Annotated in this window: 22 protein-coding genes, 1 tRNA gene and 3 pseudogenes; 7 read left to right on the forward strand and 19 right to left on the reverse strand. The window is 56.7% G+C overall.

Going from position 1 to position 23,908, the window contains the following annotated elements:
* Window positions 1-84: 84 nt before the first annotated feature.
* Both AC3RCM_RS01465 and AC3RCM_RS01470 read right to left on the reverse strand, forming a co-directional pair.
* Window positions 85-1,452 (reverse strand): ATP-binding protein, encoded by a 1,368-nt coding sequence (locus tag AC3RCM_RS01465; RefSeq protein WP_492629311.1) that lies wholly within the window; start codon window positions 1,450-1,452, stop codon window positions 85-87.
* A gap of 1 nt (window position 1,453) precedes the next feature.
* Window positions 1,454-2,173, reverse strand: coding sequence for a response regulator (locus tag AC3RCM_RS01470; RefSeq protein WP_060545248.1), 720 nt, complete (start codon window positions 2,171-2,173; stop codon window positions 1,454-1,456).
* Window positions 2,174-2,313: 140 nt separating this feature from the next.
* Here AC3RCM_RS01470 and AC3RCM_RS01475 point away from each other — a divergent pair, with 140 nt between their 5' ends.
* The gene (locus AC3RCM_RS01475; RefSeq protein WP_088513480.1) at window positions 2,314-4,611 is read left to right on the forward strand and encodes a TonB-dependent siderophore receptor; all 2,298 of its coding nucleotides are present in this window, start codon (window positions 2,314-2,316) and stop codon (window positions 4,609-4,611) included.
* A 167-nt stretch (window positions 4,612-4,778) separates the two neighbouring features.
* Here AC3RCM_RS01475 and AC3RCM_RS01480 read toward each other — a convergent pair whose 3' ends face one another.
* Window positions 4,779-4,985, reverse strand: a complete 207-nt coding sequence (locus tag AC3RCM_RS01480; protein WP_014860378.1) for a DUF3079 domain-containing protein — start codon at window positions 4,983-4,985, stop codon at window positions 4,779-4,781.
* 183 nt (window positions 4,986-5,168) lie between these two features.
* On the opposite strand from AC3RCM_RS01480, the gene AC3RCM_RS01485 reads away from it, so the two are divergent.
* The 3 genes and pseudogenes from AC3RCM_RS01485 (at window position 5,169) to AC3RCM_RS01495 (ending at window position 7,553) form a co-directional block, all read left to right on the forward strand.
* On the forward strand, window positions 5,169-6,776 hold the full coding sequence (locus tag AC3RCM_RS01485) for a GGDEF domain-containing protein (protein ID WP_492629312.1): 1,608 nt from the start codon (window positions 5,169-5,171) through the stop codon (window positions 6,774-6,776).
* 107 nt (window positions 6,777-6,883) lie between these two features.
* Window positions 6,884-7,112 (forward strand): annotated as a pseudogene (locus AC3RCM_RS01490) (DUF4160 domain-containing protein).
* A pseudogene (locus AC3RCM_RS01495) lies at window positions 7,100-7,553 on the forward strand (DUF2442 domain-containing protein). Before AC3RCM_RS01490 ends, AC3RCM_RS01495 begins: the two co-directional pseudogenes overlap by 13 nt.
* Window positions 7,554-8,067: 514 nt before the next feature.
* Here AC3RCM_RS01495 and AC3RCM_RS01500 read toward each other — a convergent pair.
* The gene (locus AC3RCM_RS01500) at window positions 8,068-9,420 is read right to left on the reverse strand and encodes a P-loop ATPase, Sll1717 family (protein ID WP_492629313.1); all 1,353 of its coding nucleotides are present in this window, start codon (window positions 9,418-9,420) and stop codon (window positions 8,068-8,070) included.
* 158 nt (window positions 9,421-9,578) lie between these two features.
* The gene (locus AC3RCM_RS01505; RefSeq protein WP_492629314.1) at window positions 9,579-10,421 is read right to left on the reverse strand and encodes a DUF4062 domain-containing protein; all 843 of its coding nucleotides are present in this window, start codon (window positions 10,419-10,421) and stop codon (window positions 9,579-9,581) included.
* Window positions 10,422-10,921: 500 nt separating this feature from the next.
* On the opposite strand from AC3RCM_RS01505, the gene AC3RCM_RS01510 reads away from it, so the two are divergent.
* Window positions 10,922-11,455 carry a hypothetical protein gene (locus AC3RCM_RS01510; RefSeq protein WP_492629315.1) on the forward strand — a complete coding sequence of 178 codons (534 nt, stop codon included), beginning with the start codon at window positions 10,922-10,924 and terminating at the stop codon, window positions 11,453-11,455.
* Between the two features lie 229 nt (window positions 11,456-11,684).
* On the opposite strand, the gene AC3RCM_RS01515 is transcribed toward AC3RCM_RS01510, so the two are convergent.
* The 6 genes and pseudogenes from AC3RCM_RS01515 to AC3RCM_RS01540 all read right to left on the reverse strand — a co-directional run.
* Window positions 11,685-11,969: a hypothetical protein gene (locus AC3RCM_RS01515; RefSeq protein WP_492629316.1), complete on the reverse strand. Its 285-nt coding sequence runs from the start codon at window positions 11,967-11,969 to the stop codon at window positions 11,685-11,687.
* Window positions 11,966-12,952, reverse strand: a complete 987-nt coding sequence (locus AC3RCM_RS01520) for a caspase family protein (protein WP_492629317.1) — start codon at window positions 12,950-12,952, stop codon at window positions 11,966-11,968. The genes AC3RCM_RS01515 and AC3RCM_RS01520 overlap by 4 nt, the downstream gene beginning before the upstream one ends.
* Window positions 12,952-13,323 carry a TIR domain-containing protein gene (locus AC3RCM_RS01525; protein WP_492629318.1) on the reverse strand — a complete coding sequence of 124 codons (372 nt, stop codon included), beginning with the start codon at window positions 13,321-13,323 and terminating at the stop codon, window positions 12,952-12,954. The genes AC3RCM_RS01520 and AC3RCM_RS01525 overlap by 1 nt, the downstream gene beginning before the upstream one ends.
* A gap of 507 nt (window positions 13,324-13,830) precedes the next feature.
* Window positions 13,831-14,106 (reverse strand): hypothetical protein, encoded by a 276-nt coding sequence (locus AC3RCM_RS01530; protein ID WP_492629319.1) that lies wholly within the window; start codon window positions 14,104-14,106, stop codon window positions 13,831-13,833.
* Window positions 14,103-15,083, reverse strand: coding sequence for an integrase domain-containing protein (locus AC3RCM_RS01535; RefSeq protein WP_492629320.1), 981 nt, complete (start codon window positions 15,081-15,083; stop codon window positions 14,103-14,105). The genes AC3RCM_RS01530 and AC3RCM_RS01535 overlap by 4 nt, the downstream gene beginning before the upstream one ends.
* 929 nt (window positions 15,084-16,012) lie before the next feature.
* Window positions 16,013-16,333, reverse strand: a pseudogene (locus AC3RCM_RS01540) (tyrosine-type recombinase/integrase); the annotation flags it as partial.
* A gap of 173 nt (window positions 16,334-16,506) precedes the next feature.
* Between AC3RCM_RS01540 and AC3RCM_RS01545 the strand changes: the two are divergent.
* Entirely contained in the window at window positions 16,507-16,857 is a 351-nt protein-coding gene (locus tag AC3RCM_RS01545; protein WP_104887855.1) for a type II toxin-antitoxin system RelE/ParE family toxin, read from the forward strand.
* Here the strand turns inward: AC3RCM_RS01545 and AC3RCM_RS01550 are convergent.
* The 3 genes from AC3RCM_RS01550 to AC3RCM_RS01560 form a co-directional block, all read right to left on the reverse strand.
* Window positions 16,854-17,177 (reverse strand): helix-turn-helix domain-containing protein, encoded by a 324-nt coding sequence (locus tag AC3RCM_RS01550; RefSeq protein ID WP_011953230.1) that lies wholly within the window; start codon window positions 17,175-17,177, stop codon window positions 16,854-16,856. The genes AC3RCM_RS01545 and AC3RCM_RS01550 overlap by 4 nt on opposite strands.
* Before the next feature lie 288 nt (window positions 17,178-17,465).
* Window positions 17,466-17,541: transfer RNA gene (locus AC3RCM_RS01555), tRNA-Thr, on the reverse strand.
* A gap of 98 nt (window positions 17,542-17,639) precedes the next feature.
* Complete coding sequence (locus tag AC3RCM_RS01560; RefSeq protein ID WP_010951646.1) at window positions 17,640-17,888, reverse strand: hypothetical protein; 249 nt, start codon at window positions 17,886-17,888, stop codon at window positions 17,640-17,642.
* 525 nt (window positions 17,889-18,413) lie between these two features.
* Here AC3RCM_RS01560 and AC3RCM_RS01565 point away from each other — a divergent pair.
* Window positions 18,414-18,704: a DUF3077 domain-containing protein gene (locus AC3RCM_RS01565; RefSeq protein ID WP_003255753.1), complete on the forward strand. Its 291-nt coding sequence runs from the start codon at window positions 18,414-18,416 to the stop codon at window positions 18,702-18,704.
* A gap of 355 nt (window positions 18,705-19,059) precedes the next feature.
* On the opposite strand, the gene AC3RCM_RS01570 is transcribed toward AC3RCM_RS01565, so the two are convergent.
* The 5 genes from AC3RCM_RS01570 to AC3RCM_RS01590 form a co-directional block, all read right to left on the reverse strand.
* Window positions 19,060-20,265, reverse strand: a complete 1,206-nt coding sequence (locus AC3RCM_RS01570) for a methyltransferase (RefSeq protein WP_336092053.1) — start codon at window positions 20,263-20,265, stop codon at window positions 19,060-19,062.
* 111 nt (window positions 20,266-20,376) lie between these two features.
* Window positions 20,377-21,066, reverse strand: coding sequence for an ABC transporter permease (locus AC3RCM_RS01575; protein ID WP_014589362.1), 690 nt, complete (start codon window positions 21,064-21,066; stop codon window positions 20,377-20,379).
* Complete coding sequence (locus tag AC3RCM_RS01580; protein ID WP_003255749.1) at window positions 21,066-21,758, reverse strand: ABC transporter permease; 693 nt, start codon at window positions 21,756-21,758, stop codon at window positions 21,066-21,068. Before AC3RCM_RS01580 ends, AC3RCM_RS01575 begins: the two co-directional genes overlap by 1 nt.
* 54 nt (window positions 21,759-21,812) lie before the next feature.
* On the reverse strand, window positions 21,813-22,565 hold the full coding sequence (locus AC3RCM_RS01585; protein ID WP_021782626.1) for an ABC transporter substrate-binding protein: 753 nt from the start codon (window positions 22,563-22,565) through the stop codon (window positions 21,813-21,815).
* An 11-nt stretch (window positions 22,566-22,576) separates the two neighbouring features.
* Complete coding sequence (locus AC3RCM_RS01590; protein ID WP_003255746.1) at window positions 22,577-23,350, reverse strand: ABC transporter ATP-binding protein; 774 nt, start codon at window positions 23,348-23,350, stop codon at window positions 22,577-22,579.
* Between the last annotated feature and the right edge of the window lie 558 nt (window positions 23,351-23,908).

A 23,908-nucleotide genomic window follows, 5' to 3' on the forward strand; every position in this document is an offset into this window, starting at 1 on the left:
AATCGGTAAAAGACTGTTACCTGATTGCGAATTCCCAGGTCTGCGCAGTCCTATGGTGTGGGGCTGCTCCCACAGAAGATCGCGTTAGCCAGGCAGCAGTATGCTGACCCGCAATCCACCGTTCTCACGGTTCGACAATATCAGCTCACCCCCATGGCTGGCGGCGATCCGCTGGGCAATGCTCAGCCCCAGCCCATATCCGCCGGATGCCTGGTTACGCGATCCCTCACCGCGCACGAATGGGTCGGTGATGGTCGGCAGCAGCGCTGGCGAAATCCCTGGCCCGCGGTCGTCGATGTGGATGAACACTCCTGTGGTGGTCCGCTCCAGCGTGACAGAAACATCCTTGGCATAACGCAACGCATTGACCAACAAGTTCTGCAGGCAGCGCTGCAGCAGCAGGGCATCCCCCCGCAGGCTGTTCACCCGGCCGTGCACCGGCAGTGGTTCCTGGTCAGTCGCCAGGTCCGCACACTGGCGCGCAACCAATCGGTCCAGGTCCACCTGCTGCAAATTCTGCTGCTCTCCGGCACGCAGGTAATCCAGAACCTGACCGATCATATTGTCCATCTGCGTGATGTTCTGCTGCAGGCGCTGGCGGTGTTCGTCATCGGGTAAGCGCTCCAGTCGCAGGCGCATGCGGGTCAGTGGGGTGCGCAGGTCATGAGACACGGCGGCCAGGAAGTAGGCCTTGTCGTTGACCATGGCAATCAGCCGCTGCTGCATCGCGTTGAACGCCTGCGCCGCCTGGCGCACTTCCTCCGGGCCATCCAGCGCCAGGGGAGGCTGCTCGAGGTTGCTGCCCAGGCCGCGTGCGGCATCGGCCAGGCGCCGCAACGGGCGCAGGCACAGGCGCACGGCAATCAGGCACACCAGCAGCACCGCGACGATGCGCAGCGCATACACCCGCAGCAGGTAATCGCTGATCAGCACCCAGGCCGACTCGCCACTCCAGCCCTGAAGTTCCTGGCCCGCAACGGTCAGCCAGTGGCCATCGGCCAGCGGCACCGCGAACTGGATATGCGCCTGGGCCGTGCGCAGGCCGAACAGGCTGCGCCAGACGATCGGCTGGCCCAGTTCGTCGGTGAGTTGCACGTTCATCAGGCGCACGTCCTGGGCATGCCCCAGCTCGTACTTCAGGGCCTGCTGCAACAACAGCTCGACCCGCCTGTGCCCGCGGCGCTCGTCATGCTCTTGCGCAGGCGGGCTTTCGACGCAGTGAAGCTGGTAGTGGGCTGGCGCCTGCAGCGTACCGCCGTGGCAGTCGGCCTGGGTAATCAGGGGTGCGCTGCGTGCAGCAACCAGTCGCACGGGCACCTCTAGCGCCTGGGCGAAACGCACATCGAACCAGATGCTGCTCGACATCAACTGAATCACCAGCGTGCCACTGACCATGATCAGCAGCAGCTGACCAAACAAGGTGCGAGGCCATAGCCGGTGAAACCAGCGCATGTCAGGCACCGGCCGCGAGGGGGGCGAGACTCAGCAGGTAGCCTTCGTTGCGGATGGTCAGGATTTGCGCGGTCCCCGCCGGCGCCCGGCGCAGCTGCTGGCGCAGGCGGCTGACACACATGTCCACGGAACGGTCGTCGGGCAGGTGGTCGCGGCCGAACGCGCTGCGGGTCAGTTGGTCACGGGAGACCACACGGTTGTTGGCTTCCAGCAGTTCGCGCAGCACGCGGTAGTCGGAGCGCGGCAGGGTCAGGGTCTCGCCATCCGGGCGGGTGAGCAGGCGCTTGACGTGTTCCAGGCGAAAGCCTGCGAACAGCTGGGCGTCCACCACGGGTTCTTCGGCAGAGGTGCCCAGGCGTTGCGGACGACGCAGTACGGCTTTGATCCGTGCGATCAGTTCGCGTGGTTCGAAGGGCTTGGCCAGATAGTCGTCGGCGCCTACTTCCAGGCCGATGATGCGGTCCAGCGTGCTGCCCTTGGCTGACAGCATGATCACTGCCAACCCAGGTGTGGCCTGCAACTGCCTGCACAGGCTAAGGCCGTCCTCACCCGGCAGCATCAGGTCGAGCACCACCAGCTCCACTTTGTGCCGGGCCAGCTGGTCACGCATCTGTTGACCGTCGGCTGCCGCCAGCACGTTGTAGCCGGCATCGGTCAGGTAATCACAAAGAAGTTCGCGGATCTCGTCGTCATCATCGACAACCAGCAGGGTCGTGCTCATGCAGAAAAACACCTGTTAGGTGAGGGCCGGCGGCGCTCGTTACGTTCAATTACATCCCCGTACATGTCGGGTCTGGAGCCCGGAGGGCTGATCCCTAGAATCCTAACAAAAAATCATCTGCAAATACGAAGCCTTCCCAAATGAATCCCCAAAGCATCACGACAGTGTTCACCCCTTTCAGTCAAAGCGGCAATTGCCTCAAGCCGCTGGCCTTCTGCGTCGCCGTCGCCATCAGCGGTGGTGCAGTGGCTGCCGACGGCAAACCCCTTGAACTCGACGCCACACAGATCGAAGACAGTGCATTACTGCCTGCCGACGATGCCGGCCAGTTGGGCTACACGGTCGAGAGCACCCGCAGCTCCACTGGCCTGGCACTGACGCCACGGCAGACACCGCAATCGGTAACCACCATCACCCGCCAGCAGATGGATGACCGCGACATCCATACCATCGAGCAGGCATTGGAAACCGCCCCAGGCGTAACGGCCAACAAGTCCGAGGTGGGTGGGCGCACCGACTACCGCGCGCGTGGTTACTCGATCAGCAACTGGAAGGTTGATGGCCTGCAGACCCAGGGCGGCTCCGATTTCAGTGGCAGCGGTAATGCGCTGAACATGGACCTGTACGAACGCATCGACATCGTGCGCGGCGCCAACGGCCTGCTGGGAGGCACCGGCGACCCCTCGGCCACCGTCAACCTGATCCGCAAGGCACCCACCAAAACCTTCGGCGGCAGTGCCTATGCCACTTACGGCAGCTGGGACAAGCGTCGTCTGGGTGCTGACTTGAACCTGCCGCTGTCCGAAGATGGCCGCCTGCGTTCGCGCTTCGTGATGACCCAGCAGGATGCCAACTCCTTCCGCGACAACCAGTCCGAACGTTCCCGCGCCGCGTTGGCCAATTTCGAGTTCGACCTGGACGACGCCACTACCTTGGGCGCCGGTTACCAGTATGAATACAACAAGGTCGTGGGTGGCGGCTGGGGCGCGAACATCCCGATCTGGTACCGCGACGGCAGCAAGACCGACTTGCCGCGCAGCACCAACGTGGTGCCCAGCTGGAGCTTTGGCGAGTACACCACCCGCACTGCGTTCGGTTCGCTTGAGCACCGCTTCGACAACGACTGGACCCTGGACCTGAAAGCCGCCCAAGCCACCACCGAAGCCCTGAACCATCGCGGCCTTGCCAAGGTGAACTCAGCTGGGCGCGGCAGCTACGGTGGCTATTGGGACCAGGACGGCAGCGGCGCCGTGCTGAACGGTTTGCACAGCTCCAGCGACACCACCCAGCAGTCGGCGCAGATCGACCTCTCCGGCCCGTTCCAGCTGTTTGGCCGCACCCACCAGGCCATGGTCGGCTACAACGACAGCCGCACCGTCGGCTGGTCGCCTCAGTACACCTGCACCATGGTCGGCGACGGCATGACCAGCGCGCCTGCACTGGGTTGCCAGTTCCGCGCCAACAACGGCTTCCCGGTCACCGACTGGCACAATGGCGTGGATGACGACTACGACCTCATCGCCTCGCGCACCGGCCTTCACAGCAAGACCACCACTCGCCTGCAGGGCATGTACGCCGCCACCCGCCTGAGCATCACCGACCCGTTGTCGGTGATCGTTGGCGTGCGCACCAGCAACTATTCCTCGGTCACCCGCAGCGTGGCCGGCGAGCGCAGCAGCCAGGAAGAAAACGGCATCGTCACCCCCTACCTGGGCGCGGTGTATGACCTCAACGACAACTACTCGGTATACGCCAGCTACACCGACATCTTCACCCCGCAAACCTCTGAAACCAGCAGTGGCAGCAAGGTCGAGCCGATTCGTGGGCAAAGCTACGAGACAGGTATCAAGGGTGAGTGGTTCGATGGCCGCCTGAACGCCTCGGCGGCGTACTTCCGCACCAAGCAGGAAAACAAGGCCGTGTTGGACGGCGACCTGACCACTCCGACTGGCGGCAGCGCCTACAAGGCCGGCTCCGGGCAGGAAACCGACGGTATCGACCTGGAAGTCGCAGGCGCCCTGACCCCCAACTGGAACGTCTACGCCGGTTACACCTACCTGCACTTCCGCCGCGTCGACAGCGACGGCCGCAGCGACCCGTCGCACCTGTTCAAGGCCTCCACCACCTACCGCCTGAGCGGCCCGCTCGACCGCCTGACCCTGGGCGCCGGCGTGACTGCGCAGACCAACATCCGCGCCATCTCCAGCCCGGCTGGCCAGCCCACGAACGGTGTGAGCAATGGTGCCACTGACGTGAACTGGTCCGGTTATGCCATCTGGAATGCCATGGCCAAGTACCAGCTGACCGACAACACCAGTGTCAGCCTCAACGCCAACAACCTGTTCGACAAGCACTACTACAGCCAGTACGGGTTCTATGCCGGGGCGATCTACGGCGACCCGCGTAACCTGTCGTTGACGGTAAGCACCGCGTTCTGATCAAGCCCTTCCACAAGGCCTGGCGCTGTACCCGTAGGAGCGGGTTCACCCGCGAACACCGGCGAAGCCGGTGCCTGCACGCGCATCGCCAGCTTCGCGGGCAAGCCCGGTCCCATAGAGCCAGCGCTGGGTTCAAGGCCTGCGCTGGGCCGCCAAGCGGCCCTTTCTTACCTGGGCTCTACCGCTTGCCCTGGATCAACCGGCTTCTCCAACTGGCCCTCGAAGCTATCCCAATCCTCGCCAAACAGTTCCACCGGATGCATGGTCCGGTCTGCGCCATTGCCACAGGCTAGCGCCTTGGCAGGGCAGTACAGGTCGCAACCCCAGCAGATACGCTCGGGGTGGCGAGGGTTTGTGGGGAACCTCTTGGCCATGTTCATCCTCCCTCAGGGCTGCCTGATCTGAACGTAAACCCCTCGACCAGCCCTTCGTTTGACGGGCATCAATCCATTGGCGATCCACTGAGGTGAATGTTTTACAATCTTGCGAGCTTCGCCTTGGCGGGGTATCGCAGGGTCGATGATGCACATTGCTGTATCGCAAAAGGAGTTGCTTTGGTGCCCCATTCAACCGGCAAGCGCGGCGTGAGTTACGATCCGTCGCAACGGCGGCAGCGCAGGGACATTCCATCCATCGCGCGCCGGGTGACGCTAGGCGTTGTGGTCGTCTGGTTGGCACTTGTGGCAAGCCTGAGCGGGTGGGTAGCGCAGCGCCTTACGGCAGAAGAACTCGACAACCTGGCGGCAGGCGCCGAATACGAAGCCCAGATCACGGGGCGAGTCGTAGACCGCCTGTTCACCGAGATGGCCAGCGTGGCCAACATGGTGGCCCGTCAAAGCGAGGTGATCCAACTCGCTGCCCGATATCGCCATGATCCGCCCGGTTTCGCGGCACTCACACGTGAGGAGCGCGCTTCGAAGTTCACCCGTGACCCGCTGGTGCGAAGCGTGGGTGATTTCATGGATAGATTGGCCAGTGATCTTCACTATGCCCGTATCTACATGAACAACCTCTCAGACGATACGGTGACGGCCAGCAACTGGGCGGAGTCATTCAGCATCGTTGGCCAGATCTATACGGGCAGGGCCTACCTCCTCGACGCATTGCGCACCGGCAGTGGTGAAATGTTCGGCATTGCCCGCCTGAACAAAACCCCCTCCTATTTCGTAGCCAGCCGCATCGACGATGCTGACGGCAAGCCACTCGGCTCTGTCACGGTCAAGTTCGATGCCCCGGACATCGCCCTTTACCTGACAGGGCGTCACATTGCCTTGATTGTGAACCGTCAGGGGCGCGTGACCACCGCGTCCAGCGAACCCTTCATGCTGCGTAACGTGGCGGCACTGCTCCCGCCCGATATTCGCAGGCCTCTGGATGGCGACGAAGAGCCGGGCGTGCCCATGGATATCCGCACAGTGGCAGCCGCGGCTCAGGCCGATCAATGGCTGATTGGCGGGCACCCTTATCTGGTGCATCGCCAGCCCCTGAACGACGCGCAATATCAGCTGCTGACGCTGGCAAAGCTTGATCACCTGCAGCCGATGCGTCAGCAGTACTACTGGACCGGAGCCTCTGTGGCAGCGCTCGGGTTGATCTTGATCTTGCTCTCCAGCCGTGTGGCCGGGCAGATGCTATTGCGCCGCCAGGAAGAACGCTATGCGGCAAACTATGACGCGCTGACCGGGTTGAAGAATCGGCGGGCAATCCTGGCTGCCTTGCATCGGCATTTCGCGTTGGCGAAGCGAACGGGGCAGGGGGTGCTGGTGGCGTTTATCGACCTCGATGAATTCAAGGCGATCAACGACACGTACGGGCACGAGGTGGGGGACAAGTTCCTGATCGAAAGCAGCCGGCGCTTGCAGGGCGGGTTGCGGGCAACGGATGAACTTGGGCGCTGGGGTGGTGACGAGTTCGTTGTGATCGGCTTGACCGCTTCGATCCATCCGGACGAAATGGCCAAAACTGCCGCAGCGATGCGCAGACGGCTGGTGCCGCTGCTGATTGGTAGCTACGAGTTTGACGACTGCCGGTTCGATTACGCGGGTGCGAGTTTTGGTATTACGAGTGTTGATCCCGCTGCGACTTCGCTGCAGGCCGCGCTTAAAGCGGCGGATCAGTTGATGTATGCCGATAAAGAGGTGCGGCGGGGGTTGCGGAGGGTTTGAGAGGGGGGAGGGCGGGCATAACGGCACCCACCTTTCGGTGAGAGTTCTCTGGGTAACTTCACAGCCGGTCGGTTACCTTATCGCCAAATTGGCGATACGATCATGCCATGTCTACCAAATACCGATTTCGCGACAAGTACCGCATCGAGCCAAGGGAAAGGGATCATCTACCACCCCACGTTCACCTTACGGGCGGTGGGGTATGTGGTGATCAGTCTGGAATCTGTGACTGTTAGCCAAGGCAGGGCACCTGCAAAAGTGGTGCAAGAAACCCTGGCCTGGGTGGCGGCCAATCAGGCCGATTTGTTGAAGGAGTGGATGAAATGGCATCGATGAAACGTCCCCGTCTGAAGAGTGTACAACCTCGATCGGGCGCCAGCCTTGAGCTTACCATTTACCAATGGGCAGCATTACACCCTGGATATGAGCGATGCCCTCAATACGTATCCTGGCTTGGCGCCACTGTCCAAGCGCAAAGCGTTTGAAGGCGTCGTATTGGGCGACGGAGGATGGTCGGTGGAGTGGCCAGCGCTGGATATTCAGATTGGTGCGGACACCCTGCTACTGGATGCGCTTGCCCAAAACGCACCTGATGAAAACACCCGAGTTTTCATTCGCTGGCATTTGCGGCACCGGATGACGCTCGACCAGGCAGCCGAAGCGCTGGGAGTCAGCGCCCGCAGCATCAGCCGCTACAGCAGTGGTCGTGAAGCGGTACCACGCACATTGGCGCTGGCATGCCTGAGGTGGGAGAGCCTGGAGCAAAGAGCCGCCTGATAGGGCTTTCTGACGCTTGTGGGAGGGCTGAGGTTTCGCTGTTCCGGTCTGAGATTGCCAGGGCCGCTTTGCGGCCCATCGCGGCGCAAGGCTGCTCCCACAGAAGACGCGACTTACTGGCGAATCCACTTCTCTGCGCGACGTTGGAGAACAGGCGGAACGCAAACTATCGCGGAGGGGGGGCCGGAACACCTTTGAGAACGCCGTAGCTGAAAGCCGAAAAGGCCCACCTTTCGGTGAGCCCTTTTTGATACTGCGTAGGGTGCGGCACCAGGAGTCAAAAAGTATAATAAAAGCATGATTTATATAGCTTTTATCAGAATGGATATTTGCCGCTATCTCTAAAACTATCCTAATGAAATCGCATGGTACTTCTATGCCGGCTAATCGGAAAATACGCGACGAGCACTGCAATGGGTGATTGGCAGTGCTCGGCTTATGTTAAATAAAGAGCGCTTCAATTAGGAGCGAGCGATTCATGAGTCGCGACTCTCAGATGGCAAGTTGTATTATATTAGTGAACATTAAGAAACTTTCGGTAGCTAGGATGAAGTGACCATGTTATTTTATCGCGCCGATTTTCAATGGAGCGATAAAGATCAGGATCATCTGTGAAATGGGTGAATTCTTTTCCATCTAGATGAATGTGCGAAATTATGCCGAGTTTATATAAGAAGTCACCCAGATCTTCCGGTGCCGAATATGGCTTGCCGTCGATCATGGCAATTTGATCTTTATTTCGACCTCTTATAAAATTAAATTCTAGCATTTCTTCCAAGGCAGAGCATGAAAATTCTTTCTTTGACGCTCGTAGCGCATCAATGAGATTTGAAAGTTCCTCAAATTGATGGATGTGCTCCTTGATCAAGTCGTCTCTTCGATTGGCACCATATTCGGACAGGATGTAATCAAGGTGATCAATATTGATTTTTTTGATCCTGGGATTTTCTTTCGCCTTTCTGCCAGCCATTCGGCATAGCTGCCCCATCCATCTCGGTCTACGGTTAGAAAATGTAGAGATCGCCTCAAAGAGTTTAGCGTCCTTATTGTCACCCCACTCTATAGGAGAATTAAAAACTATGTCTAGTATCTTATTGTAGTCGGTTGATGTTTTAAGTTTGGATTCGGGCGTGTCAGGGTGACGGTTCTTAATATAAACTAAAATTCTTTGAGCAAGCATGTCCCTCATCTGTTTCTTGGTCCAAACAATTGGGATCATGTATTGCTGTAGTTTGTCCAGATCTTCAAGGTGTCTAAGGCAAGACCAGACATCACTACGGACCGTTGTACGAACCACGAGTCCTTTATAATCGAATGCGAGTGAGCGAATTGCACTGAAAAAAGACCCTACTCTAGCTTGGCTTTCTACAGTATTTTGAAATTTCGCGTCAATGTCGTCAATTAGTAGCCAGACAACTTTGTTGACATGGGTGTCCAGATACTGCTGCAATTGTATCTCGGCGTTGTTATATTTCGGACTTTCATTACCGTTCTCTGCGGTTTTTTCTATAGTTCGACTAATCAGGGCGTTAATTATATTCTTAGTTTTTGCGACTTCAAGTTCTGCTAGTGTAATCATCGAAATTTCATTGCCGGTCAATGCAATATTTACTTGGTTGCCGACTTCAATGAGGATTCTTTTGCAGATAATTTGTTTCCAGTAGTTTTCTAAATGAGTATGGTCGAAGCCTTGAAAGTCACCAAGCCCGATGAGCTCGTTGCCCTTAACTCTAATCACTATTGGTGATTGGAAAACCGGATGCTCGGTTTTAAGGCGATATTCGAGCCTCGAGAGTAGCGCCGACTTTCCCATCCCTTTGCGCGCGCTTGCAATTGAAAAGCCGCTCGCTGGGGGCGAAATAATCATAAAAGTTTGTATTGTCGATGTAGTATGCGTTTAAAACTTCCAGCTCTTCATCTTCACCTGCATCATTTCCGAATAGCTTTTTGTCGTCAAGGTTTATATTTATCACACCCGCACCATCGTATTAAGTGTAAAGTATTTGAAAGCGACTCGATGTCGTTCTATACGGGCTTTAAGATGGCTGCTGCTTGATATCCATCGTTCGTGATTTCATATATCTCACCCTTTTGACCTCTCCCGACTACAAGTTTGTTATTTGTCAATTCCTGTAGCGCAGCTTCCCATTTGGCAATAACCCTGCGCTCATTGGAGTCAATTAGGTTTTTGTTATTGGTTTGCAGATCTGTACCACCTAGATGACGCAAATAAAGAATAACTCCTGAGCTATCTAAGGAGGCTTCGTGTAAAAGCAACGTGGCTTCGTAGGACAAGTCAGGGATCTTTGTCTGGCTTACTGAGATGCTCTCTGTGCCAGATTTTTTTGCTTGGCTAAATAGTTGATGGCTATTAATTTTTAGCTGAAGCTGGCGGTTGAATTTTGTATGGAATTCAGTAAGTGTTTCATAGCTTTCGTACAAACTGCGACTGCGGCAGCTTTCTTTGAAGCTTTTTAGCTTGGCATATTGCTCTGGTTCAACCGTGTCTAAAACTACAGGTTTACTCGAAAAGTAAAGCATCGCTGGGCGCCCACCAGCTACGTGCCGCTCAATCTCTTCAACAGTACCGCTTGCATATTCATCAGTTGCCGTTCCTATTCGTGTCCAGAAAATACCCACAAGTAGATCACATTTGTGGAGGATTTGTTGGTTGATCAGAGCCTGGGGCTCTGCCCCCATTTCTGGCGACGAATGAGATTCCCAGCCTATAGGAAGTAGGACAATTTTCTGACTAGATGAGTGGATTGCGTTCCATTCAGCGAGTACCTCCCTAACAATATTGCGTTCTGCTTCAACGTCTCCCGGAGACGCGATCATCACGTTGAACACCTCAGCCGTATAGCTCATGCGAATCCCTTGCGTGGCAGATTTTAGTTGTCAAGAGGAGATATTGCCTGCGCCAATCGGGATTGGCTATAGATTGAAGCCAAAATTTTCCAGTTGTCCCGACCGATATCCTCGGGTACTGAAGCCCTGCAACCCTTCCAGCACATCAGCTCACTGAGTGATCGGCACAATTACCTGTCGCCCCCCCCAGCAGATCTTGAGTTAGATCACTATCGTTTACGAACTTCTCGTTTTGCCTAGATCCTAGGTAAGGAGCAGTACACTTTAGTTACGCCTACGGTGAGTTGATGATCAAAATTCTTCAGGCCTGCCACAAGCCTACACCAAATTGAGATAGAGGCATTTTTGATAAGGTCGCGTTACTTGTTAGCCTATAGTTGACATGGGCTCGTCTCTGAAAGCTAAGCGGAATAACTTTGGAGTGAAATATCTCGAGTCATGAGGTAAAATAGCAGCCAAATCATATGGCTGAGCTATTCGCGTACCCGGAGATTGACCCAATGTCAATGAAAGATCATCAGGTCTGGGATGTTTACGACTTGCTACGCACGGCACGACTAAATCAACTGTACTATGGGCGTCGTCTTCAAACTTTTGAACGTCGGAATTTTTGGGCAGAAGTCATAATTGCTAGTACCTCATCTACCTCCGCGATAGCTGGATTTGCATTTTGGAAGACCACAGCTGGCCAACCGTTATGGCAGGTTTTTTTAGCCATAGCGGCTGTAATTGCAATTGCGAAACCATTTTTGAATTATGCAAAAAAAATTAGAAAATATGAAGAGCTTTTGGGTGCCTATACACTCATTGCGCACGATCTGCGAGATTTGCGCGTAGATATTAGCCAGGCCAGGGATTATGAGAAGTCTCATCAGGCTCGCTTCAAGACTATCAAGGCTAGACTTCGGAGTTTTGTTGATAAAACACCCGAAAGAGTTGAGTCATCAGTAACTAAGAAAATATGCGAGCAGCAGGTTATTTCAGAACTACCAAGTGATAAGTTTTACATTCCAGGAGCTCTTCCGAATGAGTAATGAAAAGCGCCCTCCTAGTCGTCCTCCTCAAGATACTCCTCGTCCTCGCCCAAAGGACATGCCTAGGCCAAGGCCGGATTCAGATACGGGAAAGCGTCATTTGGAGCCTGATAAGCCATGGCCGCGTCGCTGATTTTCTGAAACGCTAAGAAGTTAGCTTGAACCGCTCAGCCTCTACAGCGTGGTTAGCTGGAGGCTGAGGTGTAAAAGACTATCACTTGAGCATGTCTCACTTGTTAGTCAGTGCGGCTAATATGAGTGGCAGGTATTGTTGTACTTGGTCACGATCACTGTTCTTCTCTTCATCGGTTAGGTCCCAGTAAGCTGTTTGCATTTGACGCTCCCATCTTTCTACTAGGGCGGAGGGTACCAGCAAGCTGCCGTCGCTCTGGCGCATGCACTTGCTGTGCATGTAATTTTGCCACCGAGACCACCGCTCATGTTCGAGGTTCGCTAATTTTTCGATTATGCCATCAAGGGTGTTTTTGGTACTTTCGTAATCCGCATCACTCATATGAGTCCCTTTTCGGCTAACCGCCTATAATGTTCTCCCAGAGCCGTGAGACGTAGAGTTTTAGACTCCATTGCTGCATGCCACATGTGTGGGGCCCCTTCAGGAACTAACAGGCCGACGCGATTATATTTTTGTAGAATCAAAAAAATCGCATTATGGTCCGGATCTGGAGGCGGTACGCCTTGCGGATCAGTTTTCCAAGATTCGTGACGTTCTGGTTCGTAAGTCGGATCGAGTTGCATTTGAAAGCCGGCTGTGGGAAAGAATTCAGATATTCTTCTGAGGTCAGCAAGTTCCAGTAGCGGCTGTACTTTTCGTAATGAGATAAAACGATCAATATTAGTTTTGAATACTGGCCTTTGTCCCCATGATCCAAGAGACTGATCTACATGTGCATAAACGCTACCTGGTGTGACCTCGCCTACTAGATTGGCAGCGGCTCCTCCTAGGGCATCAACAAAGAGGGTAGTAAAAACACCTGCCCCATTTTCTTCCGACGCGTATTGCTCATCGGTCGATGCAGTGAGAATAGTAACGCCTTCGCTAATTTCTGCCACCTTCTGTTGAAGTGCGCTTCCACCGGCTACTCCACTGTGACAACTATCTAGTACTATGACACGGTTGGAGAATCGAGAACGATTAGCCATCGTCATGATTTCGGTGAGTGGTATTCCGTCATTACCCGTTCTTACATCTGAAGAGCATAAGTAGCCTCCAGTCGCCTCAATGTGACCGTGGCCGGCGAAGTACAGCAGAGCGACTTCACCGTCACCTGCGAATAGCTCCTCAATCGCACGCCTGAGTTCATCCCTAGAGACCATGTCTGCGGGCCCAGTACCTGTGATATGGCGAACTCCAAAGTTCACTGAGCCATCAGCGTGTCGGTCCAACATAGACTTAACGGCAAAAGAGTCATTCACACAGCCGTGAAGGTTTGATACTGACTCGTAAGCGTCTATACCCACCACCAGTGCCCGGCGCATCAGAGGCTATCTATCCAGTTGGCTATGTTTTCCCAAGTCCAGACCATTGTGTTTACACCTGCGATAGACGTACGATCATCCTTATATGCCCAAATCCCTTTAACGGCTTTCCCTTCCTCTCTTGCACATTGGATTTCCCATTTTTGTCCTGTTGATGCAGTTGAGTTCTTACTTACGATAACTAGAATGCCATCAGATCTAAGGATGCGAGTGCGAACCTTTTTTTTCCATTCTTCGTCGTATGCTTCTTTGACTGACATGTCTACATATTCAAAAGGGCTGTCTGTATGGAGAGATTGGCCTTTTATCATGTCCCGAATACGAGCATCCTCAATTGCAAAGGCTACGAAAACGACTTTCTTGTCACCCATTTGCAAACTCCATTAATTTTGTGATTTAAGCTAATTTAGTTTTAATGTTAAAATGCATAATTCAGTGCTGTGTATGCAGAGTGCTTTACGTATTATAGCCGTTTCTCCTGCGATCGTGACGAAGCTGCTGCTTACAATAAGCTATCTCTCAGAATGTTCCAAGCAGTTGTTAACGTCTAAAGGTCTGCGTGTGCCGGTGATGGGTGGCTAAGAATGATGCATAGTTGAGATGTTATGCGGAATTAGGACCTGCGCAAAGGATGCGTGCTGCTTTAACGTGTTGATTTTTCGGCTGTTTTCATTGCTGGGCCGAGTGGCGTGCCAGAATGGAATGTATACACACATGGCCGGGGCGCGTATTCCCCACGACGACATTTTTCTGGGATTTGAAGCCCCATACGATATCAGCCTTACCTGTGAGGGTGGCTCTGACGCTCCGAGTGGCCTATTCATGCATACTCGTTAACAGGCACGACTGGCCAATCGCTACGCGCCGTACGATAAAAATTAAAGGTTGAAACTCCATGATCTTTGTAAGCGACGAGTAAGCAGCCGTATGGTAAGCAAGTAACGATAGTGTGTCGCCGTGCTGCGCCGATATAGGCAAGAGTTAAGAAACCAAACAAGATGCTTTCTCTGCCAAGTCCAAGGCGCCTCTCGTTGCCATCGCTCTGCGATTTTAGCCTGAATAATTTTTGCTTGGCGTACATGGCGTTGTCGGGTCGCGAGCGAGCCGGTCAGTACTCCAGCCAGGAACAGTTCCATGTCGAATGGCTTACTCATGACTGTCCCCCAATGTAGGCGGCAACCACATCAATTCGACCGTGCCCCAACTCATAGCTGAGCTGCTTCCGGGCCTCACGATCAAGGTTCCAATCAACCAGACAAAGATGCCCGCCATTAATAGGCGCGCGGTGTTGGGTGATTTGCTCATAGCGCTTACACGCGTACGCCGCTCTTAGCTCATGAAAACCTTTGAGGTTGCGCGCATGCAGGATGTCCCGCGTGGGACGGATAATTTCTTGCAGAAGATTTAGGTAGCTTTCGTGTGACGCAATCAGGTTCCGGCTACCCGCAGGCGACACCTGCCTTGCAAAACTAAGCGCCTTGCGAACATGGTCGTCCACCGCAATCCAACGTGGGGCCGAGGCCCCAGCACGGCCACCTTTGGTGCCGTCCTGAATGTTGATCCGACCTAGGTTGTTAGCCTCACGGCTTAGCCGTGGCAGGTCTGCCAAGATGGCCTCACGCAAGCGCATGCCGGTGGCTCGCGCCAACAAAACAATCGCGGCGGCCCGCAGATGATGATGGCGGCAAAGCATATCGACGATCTGCTTAACTTGCTTGCGGTCTTGGCCCTGAGGCACCGACTGTCGGACCCCGGTTCGCTGTATACCCAAAGCCTTGCTCGGACTTGGTAACTTCACGCACCGATCACCGCGAAGCGCTGCCATGGTCCTGTTTACGCTGGATATCCGATTTTGTGCGGTGCTGACAGCGAGGTCACCGCGCCTAACCGCGTCGCGCAGATACGCCGCATAGTCGGCCAATACCTTCCGATCAATCTGCCGCGCATCATTGATACTCGGCCCCTGTTCTAAGCGGCACCACTTCACGAATGCCTGCCACCGATCACAGTGAGCCTTCACCGTGCCGTAGTGGCCGCCGCCGAACATGTCTTTCAGCGCCTGCGGTCCTGCGTAGCTTAACTGCCTGCCGTAACCGAAATTGCGGCCATCGCGTCTACCTACCAATGCCATGTCAGTCACCTCATCTGCCGTTCTCCGATCTCGCCCCACGTCATCCCGCCAAGAATGTTTAGTGTTATCAGGGATCAAGGCCCCTGCGACCTGTGGGGATGTCCTCTAACGCGGGACTGGCGGCTCCTTACGACCGGGAGCAAGGGCATCTCATGATCTGGCCTCCTGAGCACCGTTACCGGTGGGCGGGTGGAGGCTGCATTGGCTGACGAGACCAGTGCCTGAAGATCCTGAGCCGGGTGAACGCAGCGGTGCGATGACCGGGGCATGCCTGACTGTCAGTCAGGTGCAGTCCATTCCCTGGTCTGCGGCACCATCATCTGCAGCGCTGTTGCTGATGACATCGGCGTTTGTCACGCCGATTGTCACGAGTGAAGTTGCCGCAAAGCCAAGTGCGATGAGGGCTGCAGCAGTGTCAGGAGCGCCCGTCTCTTTCCAGTGAAAGAGACGGGCGCAGGTTGGCGCACGTGAAATGGCCAAGCGAATAGGCTGCTGCTGAGCAGATGGGTAGGGTGGTTGCCGCAGGGGCAACGACAATGAGTTGGCATCCATCACATGGGTAGTGACCGTACGAGCTGCCGGACGCGAATCGTACTTGCGGGTGAACCACCGCGGGAGCGGCGTGACCTTTAAGGTTCGGGTCACCTGGGGTGCTGTCATCGACAGCGCTTGCAACTCCCGGTCTACGCCTGTGGACAATATTCGTCAAGCAAAGAGATTTCAGGGATTTAGCGCCTGTGGATAAAACTATCCACCGGTGGACATCAGTGGTTTTCCACAGACGTAAGCTGTGCCAGCAGTTTTTTTCTTAGGTATGGTCCTTTCAAACGGGGCGGCTTTGCAGCCCCGTTTGAAAGGACCTGCGCGGAGGAGCTTCATGCGGTGCTGTGGGTAACTTCACAGCGAGTTTGAGGTGGCGGTGCGGCGGGTTACTCGGTCCTCTTGGCACTGCGAAGGCGCGTGACGTTCTCGCCCGTTTGCTTGGCAAACTCATGCGGCGTCACATGGTCCTCGCGGTTCGCCTCCAGAAACCGGCTCCACCAGGTCATGATCATCCGGCGCTCTTCGAGGAACTCGGCCTTGTGGGTATAGGCGGCGCGCACGTTGTTGCGTTCCTTGTGGCTCATCTGTCGCTCGATGGCCGTCTCCGACCACAGCCCGGACTCGACCAGCGCACTGCACGCCATGGCTCGGAACCCGTGGCCGCAGATATCCACCTTGGTGTCGTAGCCCATCGTCCTGAGTGCGGCAAACCCCGGCCCCAAATGAGGTCGAACTGATTTCAGCGGGCGAGAGAAACACGATATTTCAGGGTCAAACCGCGAAACATTTCTAATTCCGCCAACTGCAAGCCACTGCGCTAGATTCCCTCCTCCTGGCATCCATGCCGTCCCCAATCCAGCAACTCGCCGTGGGTACACCGTTGAAAAAGTTTGCGTTTGTGAGTGCAGCTGCTGAGCGTGAATACAAAGACCTTCCCAAGGACGTTCAGGACGATTTTGGTAAAGACCTCCGACGCATCCAGTATGGCCAGGACCCAGAGCGGCCGATCAAGTCGTTGACCGAGTCGGTAGGGGCGGGTGCGATTGAGCTCATCATCAACGGCAGCCCTGCATTCCGATGTGTGTATGTGGCCAAATTTGCAGACATGGTCGTCGTGTTGCATTCGTTCGTAAAAACGACCAACAGGTCCGACCGGCACGCGATGCAGGTCGCCGAACAGCGGATGAAAGAGTTGAAGCAAGAACTGAGAAAAATGGGATACAGGGTTTAGCTGCCAGGCGTTTGGGTGATCACGATCTGGGGAGGTGAACCGGCATCGTTCGAGGGCAGGGTCAGGGTTGTGCGAAAGCCGAGCTTGTCCAGCATGTCCATCATTGCGTCCAAGGTGAATTTCTCGATCTTGCCATTTGCAAGTTCGGATATGCGGGATTGGGTTACGTTCAGCTTGGCTGCGGCATCATGCTGTTTGAGGCCCATTTTTTTGATGCAGTCAGTGATGAAAATGGACAAGTCCATTTTCAAGGCCATTTTGCTGGCGGTATCTGCGTCGTGGGTGGCGTGGAAAGGGCTTTCGTGGAATTGAAGCGCCATTGGCTTGCCTCGGAAGAAATATCTAAAATTTGCGATAAATCGTAGTGGGGATTGGTTGGCGAGTCAAAGCGTTTGTGTTGGAGGGTGTGTCTGTTTTTGAGCTGGGCTGTGATCAGAGAATTGCATCTGCTTGGGGTGGTTGGGGCTGCTGCGCAGCCCATCGCAGGCAAGCCAGCTCCTACACCGATCGTGGTGGCTTCAGGGCATCTGTAAGGCAGGGGATTGGGGGCTGCGGGGGGGAAAACAAAAAAGGCCCACCTTTCGGTGAGCCTTTTTTGATACTGCGTATGGTGCCGGCACCAGGAATCGAACCCGGGACCTACTGATTACAAGTCAGTTGCTCTACCATCTGAGCTATACCGGCAATGGGGCGTCATTATAGCGATCGTTTGGCGCCTGTAAACCACTTCCTTGCGAATGTTCGCAAAAGACCTAAGTCACCGGCCTAAAAGAAGAATTTTCCTACCAGCCGCGGTGCATGGTGGTGACGCTAGGCTCGCTTTTGCCCGGGTTGAAAAACAGCTTGTCGTTGTCGCAGCCGCGCTTGCGGCATGGGGCTTCTGTGCGCAGGGGCAGGCCTTTGTCGCCGCCCAGCTGCATGCCGGGGTGGTTCCAGCCCAGGTTGCTGTTGGGGTGGGGCGAGGTGCCGCCGGCGCAGCCGGTCAGGGCCAGGGCGAAGGTCAACAGGGCGAGGGGGTTGGCTCGGGTCACGATGCTCAGGTCCGGTGGTCCATTGTCGGTTCTGGCGCAACGCCAGAAGGTCGCGGGGCTGGCGGGCAGCGCGCGACGTCACTTTTTAATGATTTGGGGGGCGGATGATACACCGTTGCGGCGGTGGAGCATTAGCCTTGTGTTGTCTGGTATGGCCTCTTCGCGGGTGAACCCGCTCCTACAAGGGGGCGGGTAAGCCGGGTTATCTGTGTAAGGGAATTCTGAACCATGGGGTCAAAAGCTTCAGGGTTTGGATGCTTCGGAAGTATCCTACGCGCGCCGCCGAAGTAACGCTGTTGTCGGGGAAGTGGCTCACGGATACCGTTTTCGGGTCGCTCTGGCGACCGGGTGTGAGAACCCGACTTTGAACGTATCGGCTGCGTAATGGCGACTGTGCGCGGGCAGACCTTGGTCTGGCCGAGCTTCCTACGTTCACTCGGTTTCTCACCTCGTGCACGGTTGCCGCCTTTGTTCCGTGAGAAAGAATGAACACGGCAACTCCTTTTGAACTAGGGAGTTTGAAAAGTGAAAACGATCGATTCTGATCCCAACAGCCCCAAACCAATCACAACCGCAGGCGTGGAAACCTTCCTCGCAGCCGGTAACCCATCCCTCAATCTGCTACGCGTAGAGCCCGGCGTCCCCGTCGACGCGGCCTACGAGCATGTCTCGATCCTGATGGGCTACATCAAGCACCTGGTGCGCGAGGGGGATATGGAGGACGACCATAAATTCCTGGGTGCAGCCGATTACCTTTGCGACATGGCCAAGGCGCTGATGAACGATATCGAGATTGCCAAGGGCAAGGCGCATTAGGCATTGACGCGGTCATTTGTGGGAGCGGCCTTGCGTCGCGAATGGGGCTGCAGAGCAGCCCCGGCGATTTCAGAGATTGCGCTGAAAACGGGGGCCGCTTTGCGGCCCTTTCGCGACGCAAGGCCGCTCCCACAAAAGCCGCTTGCGCTAACCACAAGAAATGTTTATGCACAAGTGGCATTTGGGACCTGAGCGAAAGGCATGCCGGATCGCTACGCCGCTGGTCTTTGCGCAAACGCCTGTTTTTACTGGGCTGCAGCCGCAAGCAGGAATAAGCCAAGCGCTTGAAATAGCGCTTGGATCCAACAGGTAATCACAAGCTTGTTCACAGACTTATCCACAGGTTGTACTGCGGCTAACCGTCGCGTTCCGCAAGAATGAGCAGGTTGCGCGGGGTCAGTGGGTAATCGCAGAACAGGCCCAGGCGCACGTCATAGCCTTGCTCTTCGAGGAACAGGGCGCGATCGAGTACCAGCCACAGCTCCAGTGGCCGACGGAACAGGTTGCGTACGCGCTCGAGGTTGCGGACCTCGGCCAGGCGTTGCCAGCCCGCAGCTTCCAACATTGCCCAGTCCGGGTCGCCGCTCACTGGCAATTGCTTCAGTTCAGCCAAGTCACGGCAGTATTGCTCGAAGGGCTTCTCCAGCCAGGCCACCGGCAGGGAAGGTGTCGGCAGGTATTCATCGCTCTGGCGCTGCTGGCGTTGCAGCAGGTCGAAGCCCAGGCGCCGGGCCATCGAGGTGTCACGCTGGCGCCGCACGCGGGCGCCGGCAGTGACGGTTTCGCTCAAGGGCAGGCCCAGGTCGTCCAGCGACAGCTGCAGGCTCGACGCCTGCGCGGCTGTGGACAACGCCTGGTACTGCTGCGCGGCGATGCGGTTGTAGCAGCACGGGGCTATGGCCAGTTGCCGGCAACCTTGCTGGCTGGCCAGTTGCATCAGGCGTACATGCAGATCGCCACAGGCATGCAGGGCAACCACGCTTTTATCGTCAGCCAGGTGGCGAGCGCTGTCGCTGGCCATCACATCCTGATGTACGTGCTGTGCTTGCAAGTGGTGGTGTGCACTCAGGGCCTGACCGGCAGCGACCAGGTCGGCGTCGTACTCCAGGCAGGTCAGGTGTTGCCCGGGTTGCAGCAGGCGACGGCCGAGGTGGCCTTTGCCAGAACACCAGTCCAGCCAGTGGCGGGGCTGCTCGCGGAAGGCCAGGTGGCTGGCGAAGGCTTCGATCTGCTGCCATTTGCGGCCGGGGACGGCGACGTCCAAGCGGTGGGCGGCAGGTGGCAGGTCGGTTTGCGCAAGGCTGCCGAGCGTGGCGAGCAGTCGGGCTTGTTCGGCCAGTTGCGGGAATGGGGCAGGCAAGCGGTCAGCGGCGCTGTCGGCTTCGGCGTCTGCCAGGGAACATTGGCGCAGGTGGGCGGCAAGCTCTGGGTGGGGGGTTTCCCAGGCCAGTTGCAGGGTGGTGAAGGGGCGGGGTTTCCACAGCTGTTGGTGCTCGATCAGGAACTGGTCGAGGGCCTGGAAGCGGGTGCTTAGGTGGTGGTTGTGGAGGGGGCTGGGCATCGGGATGTGTGTTGGGGTTGAGGGCCTATTCGCGGGTAAACCCGCTCCTACGAAGGTTCAGCATAGGCCTGTTGTAGGAGCGGGCGTGCCCGCGAAGAAGGCTAGGAGATGTCAGCGGCCTTGGCAGGCATCCACGCGCAACCAGCGCTCCAGCAGCTTGAAGCCTTGCACCAGCATGAACGAGATCACCAGGTAGAACACGCCTGCGGCGAAGAAGATTTCCACCGGCAGGTAGGTGCGGGCGATGATGGTACGGGCCATGCCGGTCAGCTCCAGCAGGGTCACGGTACTGGCCAGGGCACTGGCCTTGAGCATCAGGATCACTTCGTTGCTGTACGCCGGCAGGCCGATGCGCGCAGCGCGTGGCAGCATGATGTAGAACAGCGCCTTGCCCCGCGACATGCCCAGCGCCCGGGCCGCTTCGATCTCACCTTTGGGGATCGACTGCAGCGCGCCACGCAGGATCTCGGCAATGTACGCGGCGGTGTGCAGGGTCATGGTCAGCACCGTGCACCAGAACGGATCGCGCAGGTACGGCCACAGCGAACTGGAGCGCACTGCATCGAACTGCGCCAGGCCGTAATAGACCAGGAACAACTGCACCAGCAGCGGCGTGCCACGGAAGAAGAAGATGTAGCTGAACGGCACCGCGCGCACGTACCAGTGGCGCGAGGAACGGGCGATGCCCAGCGGGATGGCCAGGATCAACCCTGCAACCACGGCAATGGCCACCAGCTCCAGGGTCAGGACCGCACCCTCGGCCAGGCGTGGCAGCCATTTGAAGATGACTTCCCAATTCATTATTCAGCCCTCGCAAAGCCGCGAGCGGCGCGTTTTTCCATGAAATGCATACCGGTCATGGCAAGCACGGTCAGGCCCAGGTAGATGCAGGCCGCGACCATGTAGAAGGTGAACGGCTCTTTGGTCACGGTCACGCCGATCTGCGAATGACGCATGATTTCTTCAAGGCCGATTACCGATACCAGGGCGGTGTCCTTCATCAGGATCATGAACAGGTTGCCAAGGCCGGGCAGGGCGATGCGCCACATCTGCGGCAGGATGATCCGCGAGAGGATGCGGCCCTTGGACAAGCCCAGCGCCAGGCCAGCTTCGCGGTGGCCCTTGGGGATCGCCAGGATGGCGCCACGGAACACTTCGGTGGCGTAGGCGCCAAAGCACAGGCCCAGGGCGATCACGCCCGCGGCAAAGGCGCTGAGCTCAAGGCCGGGCATGTTCAGGGCTTCGCCGAGGCTGTTCATGAGCCCGACGGTGCCGAAATAGATAAGCAGCACCCACAGCAGTTCGGGCACGCCGCGAACCAGGGTCGAGTAGAAGCCGCCAAGCCATTGCAGGGGCTTGAGCGGTGAGGTCTTGGCCAGGGCGCCGAGCAGGCCCAGGACCAGCCCCAGCAGCAAGGCGCAAAGCGCCAGTTTTACGGTCATCAGGGTGCCGGCCATCATGGCCGGACCGAATCCGTGCAGGTCGATATTCATGGGCAGGTCATTTTAGGGACTGGCGCGCCGCGGGGGCGCGCCGGTCAGGGCGGATCATTCGATGCTGAACGGGAAGTACTTGTCGTTGATTTTCTTGTACGTACCGTCGGCTTTAATTTCTGCCAGGGCTTTGTTCAGGTCGTCGCGCAGCTTGGTGTCACCTTTGCGCACGGCAATGCCGATCTTGTCGCTGTCCATCACCGGCTCGCCCTTGAACTCGAAGTTCGAGCCGTCTTTGCTTTTCAGCCACTCGTACTGCACGTACTTGTCGGCCAGGATGCCGTCGATACGACCGGAAACCAGGTCAAGGTAGGCGTTTTCCTGGGTGTCGTAGAGTTTGATATCGACATCCGGGTAGTTGTCTTCAAGGTAGGTCCCGGCCAGGGTGGCGCGCTGGGTGCCGATGACCTTGCCCTTGAGCGACGCTTTGTCGGTCTTGAAATCGACGTTTTTCGGCGCGATGAACTGCAGCTTGTTGGAGTAGTACGGATCGGTGAAGTCCACAGCCTGCTTGCGTTCGTCGGTGATCGACAGCGACGACACCAGGAAGTCGAACTTCTTGGCGTTCAGGGCCGGGATGATGCCGTCCCAGTCGGAGGTAACGACCGAGCACTCGACTTTCATCTTGGCGCACAGGGCGTCGCCAATGTCTTTGTCGAAGCCAACCACGTTACCGCTGGCATCCTTGTTGTTGAACGGTGGGTAGGCGGCTTCGATGCCCATGCGCAGTTTTTCTGCGGCCATGGCGTTTGCCGACATCACCAGCGTGGCAGCAGCTGCCAGGAGAAACTTCTTGTAGGTGTGCATGTATTGCTCCGTTAGCGGTGGCTGGACATGAATTGCTTGCAACGCGCCGAGGTCGGGTTTTCGAAGACCTGCTGCGGCGATCCCTGCTCTTCGACCAGGCCCTGGTGCAGGAAGACGACTTCACTGGACACATGGCGGGCAAAGCTCATCTCGTGCGTCACCAGCAGCATGGTACGGCCTTCTTCGGCCAATGCGCGGATAACGTTAAGCACTTCCTGGACCATTTCCGGATCGAGCGCCGAAGTGGGCTCGTCGAACAGGATGACCTTGGGCTTCATGGCCAGGGTACGGGCAATGGCGGCGCGCTGTTGCTGGCCACCGGAAAGCTGGGCGGGGTAGCTGTGGCGTTTGTCGTAGATGCCGACCTTGTTCAGCAGCGCTTCGGCGGCTTCGATGGCCTCGGCCTTGCTTTGGCCGAGCACGCGGCGTGGCGCCTCGATGATGTTGTCGAGGATCGACATGTGCGGCCACAGGTTGAAATTCTGGAAGACAAAGCCGATTTCGCTGCGCAGGCGATTGATCTGGCGGTTGTCGGCTGCGATCAGGTCGCCATTCTTGGCGGCCTTGAGCTTGAGGGCTTCGCCGGCGACCAGGATTTCGCCCTGGTGCGGGTTCTCGAGCAGGTTGATGCAGCGCAGCAGGGTGGACTTGCCGGAGCCGGACGACCCCAGGATGGAGATCACGTCACCGTCGCGAGCGGTCAGCGAAATGCCCTTTAGAATTTCCTGCTCGCCGTAGCGTTTGTGCAAATTGCGGATTTCCAGCGCGGGCGTGGCCTGAGCCATGTGCGGTCCTCATGTGTTCGGGTGCGTTCCCAGCTGTTGGCGGCCTTCCTGGCGTGCGCCAAGCTAGCATAGCGGCATTATGACGGCCAACAGGGTCGCCGGGGACTGGGGGCGCTGGTGGGGCAGTTTGTCGCATCGCTACAGCGTAACGTCGCGCAGATGTCCGCGAAGGTGTCGCCCAGCACCAGAGCCTTGATGAAAAAAGGCGCGATGGTGCCAGCTTTGGCCGGCTCATGGAAGCTGTTTTGACCCATTGGAGGGGTAAACCCGACCTTTTGGCAATGGAAACGGGTTCACCCAAGAATGCCATGTTGATGTCACAAGGTTGTACCCATGGGTTGCACTTTTTGGCATTGCAGTGGTGCACAGGTGTTACCGAGGAGCACCTTTGGTGCATTTGTAAGTGGGTATTTCAGTAATCCGCTGATTTGATGCCCTTTCGGTCATGCAATGGCCGAAAGCCCTCCAGGCCGCATCCTAAAAGGCCTGCAGAATTTTCTGACGAGTGCATTCGTCATATGGCGCGCTTATTGCCAGTTGGAAACCGCCGATTGCAGC

It is taken from the genome of Pseudomonas sp. GW823-FHT05G12 (genome assembly GCF_058795575.1).

Bases quoted from the DNA above. Each gene is read 5' to 3' on its own strand.
- AC3RCM_RS01575 (WP_014589362.1), bottom strand. From the start codon at position 21,066: ATGAATTGGGAAGTCATCTTCAAATGGCTGCCACGCCTGGCCGAGGGT.
- AC3RCM_RS01580 (WP_003255749.1), bottom strand. From the start codon at position 21,758: ATGAATATCGACCTGCACGGATTCGGTCCGGCCATGATGGCCGGCACC.
- AC3RCM_RS01525 (WP_492629318.1), bottom strand. From the start codon at position 13,323: ATGGGTGACAAGAAAGTCGTTTTCGTAGCCTTTGCAATTGAGGATGCT.
- AC3RCM_RS01535 (WP_492629320.1), bottom strand. From the start codon at position 15,083: ATGGCATTGGTAGGTAGACGCGATGGCCGCAATTTCGGTTACGGCAGG.
- AC3RCM_RS01570 (WP_336092053.1), bottom strand. From the start codon at position 20,265: ATGCCCAGCCCCCTCCACAACCACCACCTAAGCACCCGCTTCCAGGCC.
- AC3RCM_RS01470 (WP_060545248.1), bottom strand. From the start codon at position 2,173: ATGAGCACGACCCTGCTGGTTGTCGATGATGACGACGAGATCCGCGAA.
- AC3RCM_RS01500 (WP_492629313.1), bottom strand. From the start codon at position 9,420: ATGATTATTTCGCCCCCAGCGAGCGGCTTTTCAATTGCAAGCGCGCGC.
- AC3RCM_RS01505 (WP_492629314.1), bottom strand. From the start codon at position 10,421: ATGAGCTATACGGCTGAGGTGTTCAACGTGATGATCGCGTCTCCGGGA.
- AC3RCM_RS01480 (WP_014860378.1), bottom strand. From the start codon at position 4,985: ATGGCCAAGAGGTTCCCCACAAACCCTCGCCACCCCGAGCGTATCTGC.
- AC3RCM_RS01530 (WP_492629319.1), bottom strand. From the start codon at position 14,106: ATGAGTAAGCCATTCGACATGGAACTGTTCCTGGCTGGAGTACTGACC.
- AC3RCM_RS01515 (WP_492629316.1), bottom strand. From the start codon at position 11,969: ATGAGTGATGCGGATTACGAAAGTACCAAAAACACCCTTGATGGCATA.
- AC3RCM_RS01465 (WP_492629311.1), bottom strand. From the start codon at position 1,452: ATGCGCTGGTTTCACCGGCTATGGCCTCGCACCTTGTTTGGTCAGCTG.
- AC3RCM_RS01590 (WP_003255746.1), bottom strand. From the start codon at position 23,350: ATGGCTCAGGCCACGCCCGCGCTGGAAATCCGCAATTTGCACAAACGC.
- AC3RCM_RS01550 (WP_011953230.1), bottom strand. From the start codon at position 17,177: ATGGCGCTTCAATTCCACGAAAGCCCTTTCCACGCCACCCACGACGCA.
- AC3RCM_RS01475 (WP_088513480.1), top strand. From the start codon at position 2,314: ATGAATCCCCAAAGCATCACGACAGTGTTCACCCCTTTCAGTCAAAGC.
- AC3RCM_RS01520 (WP_492629317.1), bottom strand. From the start codon at position 12,952: ATGCGCCGGGCACTGGTGGTGGGTATAGACGCTTACGAGTCAGTATCA.
- AC3RCM_RS01510 (WP_492629315.1), top strand. From the start codon at position 10,922: ATGTCAATGAAAGATCATCAGGTCTGGGATGTTTACGACTTGCTACGC.
- AC3RCM_RS01585 (WP_021782626.1), bottom strand. From the start codon at position 22,565: ATGCACACCTACAAGAAGTTTCTCCTGGCAGCTGCTGCCACGCTGGTG.